The sequence below is a fragment of the Tepidimonas alkaliphilus genome, assembly GCF_007556595.1.
In the GTDB taxonomy this organism is placed as follows: Bacteria; Pseudomonadota; Gammaproteobacteria; order Burkholderiales; family Burkholderiaceae_C; genus Tepidimonas; species Tepidimonas alkaliphila.
Genome location: NZ_VJNB01000022.1, coordinates 1 through 6,632, shown reverse-complemented (window position 1 = coordinate 6,632; position 6,632 = coordinate 1). Strand labels below are relative to the sequence as shown.

General features: G+C 62.4%; 6 protein-coding genes and 1 pseudogene. All 7 read left to right on the top strand.

The window, feature by feature from the left end; translation table 11 throughout:
• Positions 1 to 128: 128 nt before the first annotated feature.
• A pseudogene (locus Talka_RS12185) lies at positions 129 to 272 on the top strand (glycosyltransferase); the annotation flags it as partial.
• 23 nt (positions 273 to 295) lie between these two features.
• Entirely contained in the window at positions 296 to 454 is a 159-nt protein-coding gene (locus Talka_RS12180) for a hypothetical protein (RefSeq protein WP_246100683.1), read from the top strand.
• Between the two features lie 306 nt (positions 455 to 760).
• Positions 761 to 1,657: a class I SAM-dependent methyltransferase gene (locus tag Talka_RS11710; protein WP_143891500.1), complete on the top strand. Its 897-nt coding sequence runs from the start codon at positions 761 to 763 to the stop codon at positions 1,655 to 1,657.
• A 3-nt stretch (positions 1,658 to 1,660) separates the two neighbouring features.
• Positions 1,661 to 3,676, top strand: a complete 2,016-nt coding sequence (asnB, locus tag Talka_RS11705; RefSeq protein ID WP_143891499.1) for an asparagine synthase (glutamine-hydrolyzing) — start codon at positions 1,661 to 1,663, stop codon at positions 3,674 to 3,676.
• 75 nt (positions 3,677 to 3,751) lie between these two features.
• Positions 3,752 to 4,849 carry an IS5 family transposase gene (locus tag Talka_RS11700; protein ID WP_143891498.1) on the top strand — a complete coding sequence of 366 codons (1,098 nt, stop codon included), beginning with the start codon at positions 3,752 to 3,754 and terminating at the stop codon, positions 4,847 to 4,849.
• A 126-nt stretch (positions 4,850 to 4,975) separates the two neighbouring features.
• Complete coding sequence (locus tag Talka_RS11690) at positions 4,976 to 6,130, top strand: glycosyltransferase family 4 protein (RefSeq protein WP_221933898.1); 1,155 nt, start codon at positions 4,976 to 4,978, stop codon at positions 6,128 to 6,130.
• Between the two features lie 96 nt (positions 6,131 to 6,226).
• The coding region (locus Talka_RS11685) for a transposase (RefSeq protein WP_246100682.1) at positions 6,227 to 6,632 on the top strand (406 nt) is incomplete at its 3' end.

Genomic DNA, 6,632 nt, shown 5'->3' with positions numbered 1-6,632 from the left:
GCCTCATCGCGGCCGTGCGGCTGTTTGCCCGCTGGCTTGCTTGGCAGCACCAAACCGTGACCGGCGGCGTCCATGCGGCCTGGCTGCGGCTGCGGATGGCCTGAAAATGAATATTTCAGGGACGACTAATGAATGCGCTGGACATTCACGTGCTCTCCTCATCCGCGGAGGTGTTCCCCAACGTGTTCGCCGAATCCATGGCCTGCGGCACCCCTTGTGTAACCACCGACGTGGGCGATGCGGCGCAAATCGTCGGCCCAACTGGCTGGGTGGTGCCGCCGCGCTGGCCGATGCGTTGCAGCAGGCCCTGGTGGCCGCGCGGGAGTCGCAAGGCTGGCGCGAGCGGCAACAGGCGTGCCGGCAACGGACCCAGGAACGCTACAGTCTCGAGGCGATGGTGCGGCGTTATCGGGCGGTGTGGGAAGAGACGCTCGCCCGTGGCCGCGCCAAGTAGGCGAATTGATGACGCAAGCGGATGTGCGCTGGCAGCAGCGCTTCGGTAACTTTCGCGGGGTGCTGCGTTACCATCCGGCGTGCTGGCGCCGCAGCAGCGCCTGGCGGAGCTGGCGCGTGAGCGAACCGAATAACTGCGGGTTGTCTGCGGCGACACTCGAGATCCTGCGCCGTATCTTGAGGGCCGAACCTGCGATAGAGCGCGCTATTCTGTTCGTCTCCGGCACCATGGGTACCCATGAGCCTGGCTCGGACATCGATCTAGCGCTGGTGGGGCAAGTTTTGTATCAGCGCGAGTCACGATCTGATGGATTTCAGGCTGAAGGTGGTGGGGCTTGCGGAAAGGGTAAAAGGGTTACGTTATATGAATAAATCAAAAAGTTTGGTCAACGTTGAGTTGCATTTTGCTTTTGGGAAAAACTGGGCTGAATATGCCGAGAAGGTGACCGAGGCTGAAATAGCCGAGGCTGAGCGAGGGCTTCAACGGCTGCTTGCGCAAGATCGTCTAGATGGACTGAGCTTTCTCGACATTGGTTGTGGCTCGGGTATTCATAGTTTGGCTGCGATAAGGTTAGGTGCTCGCAAGGTCTTCGCGGTAGATCTCGATGCAGATAGTGTTCATACCACGCAGGCACTGTTGAAGCGACACGTTCCTTCGGGGGGGTGGAGTGTGAAAGAGATTTCAGTCTTTGATCTCGATCCTGATAGACACGGTGCCTATGAAGTTGTCTATTCATGGGGGGTGCTCCATCACACCGGAGCGATGGTGGACGCCATCGAGAGCGCGGCGAGGATGGTTGCTCCTGGCGGAAGATTTGTCTTTGCTCTTTATCGTCGAGTGTGGATGGACTTTTTCTGGTGCTGGGAGAAGCGGTGGTACTCGAAAGCGTCGCCTGCTGTGCAACGGATAGTACAAGCCATTTATATTTGGTTCTATAGGTTCGCATTATGGGTGACTGGACGCAATTTCAAAAAATATGTGGAAAATTATAGCTCTAATCGGGGTATGGATTTCTATCATGATGTTCATGACTGGCTTGGAGGCTATCCTTACGAATCGATTCTTCCGCAAGAAGTGGATTTGTTGATGCAAAAACTTGGGTTCTCAAGAGAACGTGTTTTTGCTCGACAGGGTCGCTTTTTCGGGCGCAGCACAGGGCTGTTCGGATCGGGTTGTGATGAATACGTTTACCGAAAAGATTGAGCCATGTGCGGCCTGACCGGCTTTTGGCAGCCCGGCGGCTTCGCCCGCGAGGGAGCTGCCGCGATTGCGCGCCGCATGGCCGATGCGTTGGTGCATCGCGGCCCGGATGATGCAGGCGTCTGGGTGGACGCCGCGGCGGGGCTGGCTTTGGGGCACCGGCGGCTGGCCATCGTCGATCTTTCGCCTGCGGGGCACCAGCCGATGCTTTCCGCCAGCGGGCGCTACGTCATCGCCTTCAATGGCGAGATCTACAACCACGGCGAGCTGCGGCGTGAGCTGGAAGCGACGGGCCGTGCCCCGGCCTGGCGTGGACATTCCGACACCGAAACGCTGCTCGCCGCGATCGAAGTCTGGGGGCTAGAGCCGACCCTGGCCCGCAGCGTGGGGATGTTCGCGTTGGCGCTGTGGGATACGCAGGAACGCACGCTGTGGCTGGCGCGCGACCGCTTGGGCGAAAAACCCCTGTATTACGGCTGGCAGCGCGGCGTGCTGTTGTTCGGCTCCGAGCTCAAGGCGTTGCGAGCGCATCCGGCGTTTGCCGGCGAAATCGATCGCGGGGCGCTCGCGGCCTATTTCCGCCACAACTACGTGCCTGCGCCGCACTCGATCTACCAACGCATCCACAAGCTGCCACCAGGCTGTTGGCTGCGCATCACCGCGCCTCAGGCCGCTACCTGGCAATCTCCCGAGCCGGTGCCGTATTGGTCGCTGAGGCAGGTGGTGGAGGCGGGGCTGCGCGATCCTTTCCCACGCGATGAGGCGCAAGCGGTAGACGCGCTGGAGCAGGGCCTGCACGAGTCGATCCGGCTGCAGCGGGTGGCGGATGTACCGCTGGGGGCGTTTCTGTCCGGTGGCATCGACTCCACTACGGTGGTGGCGCTGATGCAGGCGCAGGCCAGCCAGCCGGTCAAAACGTTCACCATTGGCTTTCACGAGGGCGAATACAACGAAGCCCAGCATGCCGCGGCGGTGGCCCGGCATCTGGGCACTGAGCACACCGAGCTGTATGTGACGCCCCAGCAGGCGATGGAGGTGATCCCGCGCTTGCCGCAGCTCTATGACGAGCCGTTTGCCGATTCGTCGCAGATCCCGACCTTCCTCGTCGCGCAACTGGCACGCCAGCACGTGACGGTGTGCCTCTCCGGCGACGGGGGTGACGAGCTCTTTGGCGGTTACAACCGTTACTTCTGGGCCGACCGGCTATGGCGGCGGCAGGGGTGGGCGCCTGCGGCTTTGCGGCGAGGCGTGGCGGCCGGGTTGACCGCCGTCTCTCCCGCTGCGTGGGATCGCCTGTGGGCGGTGATGGGCCCGCTGCTGCCGCGCCGCCTACGCGTGCCCAGCCCCGGCGACAAGCTGCACAAGCTGGCCGAAGTGCTGCGAGCCGAAGGGCCGCAGGCGATCTACCGCCGCCTGGTGTCGCACTGGTGGCATCCGCAGTCCCTTGTGCTGGGCGCCGTGGAAGCCCCAACGGCATTGACTCGGCCCGAAGCCTGGCCCGCGGTGGACGATCCGCGCCACTGGATGATGGCGCTGGACGCACTGACCTACCTGCCGGACGACATCCTGGTCAAGGTCGATCGCGCGGCCATGGGCGTGAGCCTGGAGACGCGCGTGCCGCTGTTGGATCACCGCGTGGTGGAGCTGGCCTGGCGGATGCCGCTTACCTACAAAATCCGCGGCGGCCAAGGCAAGCGGCTGCTGCGGCAGGTGCTGTATCGCTACGTGCCGCGGGGGCTGGTGGAGCGCCCCAAGCAGGGGTTTGGCGTGCCGATCGACCACTGGCTGCGCGGCCCGCTGCGCGAATGGGCGGAAGAGCTGCTAAGCGAGCGCCAGCTGCGTGAAGAGGGCTTTCTTGACCCCGCGCCAGTGCGCAAGTTGTGGGCGGAGCACCTCAGCGGTCGGCGCAACTGGCAATATTTGCTTTGGGATGTGTTAATGTGGCGGGCGTGGAAGCAGAATATCCAACGGGGCACCGATGTGGGGAGGAGGTTTGGAGAGGCAGGAAAACCCAGGGGCTAACAGGCCGTTGAAAAACTCCCCTGCAGCCGCCCGTGCGACCGGTACCATGTAAGCGGCGACGACCAGACACCGAAGATGAGAGGCACCCAGAACTTCCAGGGGGCGATGTTCAGCACCATCAGCCTCGAAGAGCGGGTCCCGGCCAAGCACCCGCTGCGCAAGCTGCGCGCGCTGGTCGATGCCTTGCTGGCCAGCATGAGCGCAGAGTTCGAGGCGGTCGATGCCCGCCGCGGCCGTCCTTTGGCGCCGCCCGAGATGCTGCTCAAGGCGCTGCTGCTGCATATCCTGTTTTCCATCCGCAGTGAGCGGCTGCTGGTGGAAGCCATCGACGACAACCTGCCGTACCGCGGGTTCGTGGGCCTGAACATCGAGGACAAGGTCGGGGACCACTCCACCTTCAGCGCCCACCGCGAGCGCCTCTTCAACGAAGAGCTGGCCCGCGTGTTCTTTGAGCGGGTTAAACACATGGCGCAGTGGGCGAAGTTGATCGGTGAGGAGCACTTCAGCGTCGATGGCACGCTGATTGAAGCCTGGGCCTCGCACAAGAGCTTCAAGCGCAAAGAGGCCAGTGGCAGCGACGACGACGCACCGCCCCAGGGTCGCAACCCCGAGGTGGATTTCAAGGGCGAGACCCGCAGCAACGATACCCACGCCAGCACGACCGATCCCGATGCGCGACTGTTCAAGAAGGCCGCAGGCGACACGTCCCGCCTGTGCCACATGGGGCACATCCTCATGGACAACCGCCACGGGCTGGTGGTGGACGTCGAAATCACCCATGCCAGTGGCGCCGCTGAGCGCGAGGCCGCTCTCAAGATGCTCGCGCGCCAAAAGCGCAAAGCCCGGCTGACCGTGGGGGCGGACAAGGGCTATGACTGCAAAGCCTTTGTCCAGGGCTGCCGCCAGTTGGGCATCACCCCGCACGTGGCGGCCAAGGCCAAGCACTTGGCCATTGACGGGCGCACCCAGCGACACGAAGTCTACCAGGTCAGCCTCAAGGTGCGCAAACGCATCGAGGAGGTCTTCGGCTGGATCAAGACCGTCGGCGGTCTGGCCAAGACCAAGCTGATTGGGCATGCCAAGCTAGCCGGGCAGGCGCTGATGTGTTTTGCCGCGTACAACCTGGTGCGCATGGGCTCCATCGGGGGCTGGTGGGATGCGCATTATGCGTGATCGCGGGGGGTCAGTGCGCCCAAAATTGGGCAAACGGCCCCCAAAAGGGGAGCCCAAGCGGCTGTCGGAGCCCAGAAAAACGGCTTGCGCTAGCTTCGGCCCCACGCAAATGGGTACATGGCTGCCGTGAGGGAGACTTTTCAACGGCCTGCTGAAGTGCGCCGTGTGGTTTTGGTTGGCCACTCGGCAACAGCGACCTTGAACTTTCGCGCCCCCTTGATTGCCGATCTTGTGGCCGCGGGTTGCGAAGTTGAGGTGCTGGCGCCGGACTGGACCGAGGCGCAGCTTGCTTGTCTGAAGGCGCTGGGGGCGCAGGGGGGAGCTTTTCCACTCGCGCGCACGGGGCTGAATCCGCTAGAGGATTTACTTACGCTTCTGGTCCTTTGGCGGCACATGCGCCAAAGGCGGCCGGACGTGGTGTTCACCTACGCCGCCAAGACCAACGTGTGGGGGATGCTGGCCGCGTGGCTGGCGAGAGTGCCGCGCCGGGTGGCTATGGTGGCTGGTTTGGGATTCGCCTTCACTGAAACGGAGGCCTTCATCGGTCTCAAGCGTGCTTATATACGGCTTTTTCTAATGTGGCTGTATCGAATAGCCCTCAATCGCGCTGATTGGGTAGTGGTTCAAAATCCGGACGACCCCAAAGTGCTCATCAATGATTGCGGCGTAAAGTCCGACAAAATCATTCGGGTTAATGGCACAGGAGTCGCGTTAAACGAATGGTCCCCTTACCCGCCCCACACGCAGCCGATAACCTTCACGCTGGTGGCGCGCCTGTTGCGCGAAAAGGGCGTGTTGGAGTTTCTGCAGGCTGCAGCGCGGATCAAGGCACGACACCCTCAAGCCCGCTTCTGGCTGCTGGGCCCCTTGGATGACAATCCCGGTGGCCTGAAGGAAGCCGACCTGCGGCCGTGGCTGGACGACGGCACGGTGGAATGGCCCGGCGCGGTGGACGTGAAGCCGTGGCTCGCGCAGACCAGCGTGTTCGTGCTGCCCTCATACCGCGAGGGCGTGCCGCGCAGCACGCAGGAGGCGATGGCCATGGGCCGGCCCGTCATTACCACCGATGCCCCGGGGTGCCGCGAGACGGTGGTGGAGGGCGTCAACGGGTTTTTAATACCGCCGCGGGACGTGGAAGCGCTCGAGCAGGCAATGCTGCGGTTTATTGAAAAGCCAGAGCTGATAGCTCGAATGGGCAACGCAAGCCGCCGTTTAGCGGAAGAACGGTTTGACGTCCGGAAAACCAACGCGACGCTTATGAAAGTTTTTAGTCGTCCTTGAAATATTCATAACATCATGATTTTTCTTGTGTTATTGGGTGTTTTTGATTTCCCCCGGCTTTGATGGCTTGAAGCGCCGTTTTCTGGTAGTTTTGTGATGTTTGCCTGCCCTGCTGCCGAGGACTTCTTCCGTCTGCGGCTCGATCAGATGATCGGCCTGAGGCACCCGCTTGCGGTGCTGGCCTCGCGCATGCCGTGGCAGGAGCTGGAGGCAAGGCTCGCGCACCTGTTCATACACAAAGCCCGCGCAGGCGTTGCGATGCCCGATCTGGACCTCTTTGGCGAATCTGCGGTGCGCGCAGCTCGGGGCTCTAACGCAGGCCGCCCCCGCGTGCCGCTGCGCGTGATGATTGCGCTGCTGTATCTGAAGCACGCCTTCAACGAGTCCGATGAAGGGGTGGTAGAACGTTGGCGCGAGTCGCCGCGCTGGCAGTACTTCTCGGGCATGGCCTACTACGAGGACCGGCTGCCGTGCGATGCCACGACGCTGGTGAAGTTTTGCC

Coding starts and splice junctions, on each gene's coding strand:
- asnB (WP_143891499.1), top strand. CDS start 1,661: ATGTGCGGCCTGACCGGCTTTTGGCAGCCCGGCGGCTTCGCCCGCGAG.
- Talka_RS11700 (WP_143891498.1), top strand. CDS start 3,752: ATGAGAGGCACCCAGAACTTCCAGGGGGCGATGTTCAGCACCATCAGC.
- Talka_RS11710 (WP_143891500.1), top strand. CDS start 761: ATGGATTTCAGGCTGAAGGTGGTGGGGCTTGCGGAAAGGGTAAAAGGG.